1 protein-coding gene is annotated in these 1,682 nt (G+C 41.1%); it reads right to left on the bottom strand.

Annotated elements, in window-relative coordinates; all coding sequences use genetic code 11:
* Positions 1–41: 41 nt before the first annotated feature.
* Positions 42–1,612 (bottom strand): IS3 family transposase gene (locus BVE84_RS10625; RefSeq protein WP_135017528.1). Its coding sequence is split into 2 segments (ribosomal slippage): positions 42–970 and positions 970–1,612, totalling 1,572 coding nucleotides; the frame shifts between segments, so codons are not numbered across the junction.
* Between the last annotated feature and the right edge of the window lie 70 nt (positions 1,613–1,682).

Here is a 1,682-nt window from a genome sequence, read left to right as displayed (position 1 = left end):
TGAACTGCTCCCTGTCAAGTGGACAGTGAAATAATAAAAGATTAAGCAACGGCCTTGTTCCTCATTTCAAGAGGGGCAAGGCCGTTGTTGCGCTCTTGAAAACGTTCATGATTGTAAAAATGAATATAAGAATCTATATCAGCTACCAGCTCCTCAAAAGTCTTGTACTTCTTCAAGTCATAACACTCGGTTTTAAAGTGCCCAAAGAAGCTCTCTATAGGCGCGTTATCAATACACTTGCCAACACGTGACATAGAACGCGTTATCTGATACTGTGTTGTCTTCATACGATATTCTCGTGAGGTGTATTGAGATCCACGGTCACTATGGATAAGCGGTGTTGCACCTGGATTGGCCTCCATAGCCTTTCTCAGATTCTCCATCACCAAGGGATTATCATTGTGTTTACTGATATGATAGGCTACAATCGATCCGTCATATAGGTCCTTGATGACACTCAAATAAGCCTTAGAACCCAAGCTGTACTGCAGGAAGGTCACATCTGTACACCACTTTTGATTCGGTGCTGTCGCAGTGAAATCACGATTGAGAGTATTCTCCTCGATATTGATGAAACTGGTCTTCGTGCAGTAGCCACGAGAACGACGAATAACAGACTGAAGGCCAAGAATACGCATCAGGCGACGAATCCGTTTCTTATTATAGCTCGTCCCTAGTTTCCGATTAATGAAACGTGTCATCCGACGATAGCCCAAAATGCCATTGTATTGGGCATGAAGTTCTTTAATCGTTCCCATTAACTCTTTATTGGTCTTCTCAGATGTTGTTTCCTCATGTTTCAACCACTTATAGTAGCCTGAACGAGAGACGTTTAGAAGTTGACACAGGTAGCTGATAGACCTATCATCATGCTCATCTGAATAATCTTTGATAGCTTGAAACTGATCGAGGTTACGACCTTGCCTTACCTCCTCTTGCGACGATGAATCTCGTCTAACTTTTTTAAGAGGCCGTTCTCCATTTCTAACAGCCGATTGCGTTCTTCCAGCTGTTTGATTTTCAGTTGTAATTCTTCTTCGGCTGTAAGATTGGGCTTACTTTCAAGACCTTTCCCTCGTCGGTCTTGAAGGCCCAAATGACCATCTTTCTCGAATTTTCTGACCCAAGAATAGACCTGCTGGTAGGATACACCATACTTTTCAATAGCTGCTTGATAGTCTTTGCCGTGAGCAATCGTGAAGTTCACAATCTCAACCCGTTCTTCAAATGTTGTCTTACGTCCCTTGTGCATTCTGGATAGTCCCTTACTAGTAGATTTTAAATTGTTACCACTAGTATACATGTTTATCCAATTTTTGAGAACACTACGGTGAGATATTCCATATTTTTCAACCAAAGTCGCTAGACTTCCTAGGCCTTCTAGATAATCAAGGACTGCCTGTTCTTTCAACTCTTGGCTATATTTCTTCCAGGTACGACTTTCTTTAAGGCCATCCATACCATCTTGGTTATATTTACGAATCCATTCCTTAATTGTATTATCAGCGACATGACTCTTTTTAGCTAACCAACTTACCGATTTCCCTTCATTGAGATAAAGCATCACAACGTCAAGTTTTTCTTCTACCGACTTTGGACTTCTTTTTGACATACGAAAACTCCCCTTATAGTTTCTAGTGAATTTTTGTTTTTTCACTGTCCACTATAAGGGGAGTATATCA

The sequence above is a fragment of the Streptococcus azizii genome (genome assembly GCF_001984715.1).
Lineage (GTDB): Bacteria > Bacillota > Bacilli > Lactobacillales > Streptococcaceae > Streptococcus > Streptococcus azizii.
Note: the sequence above shows the minus strand (reverse complement) of the source record. Positions and strands in the feature narration are given on the sequence as shown.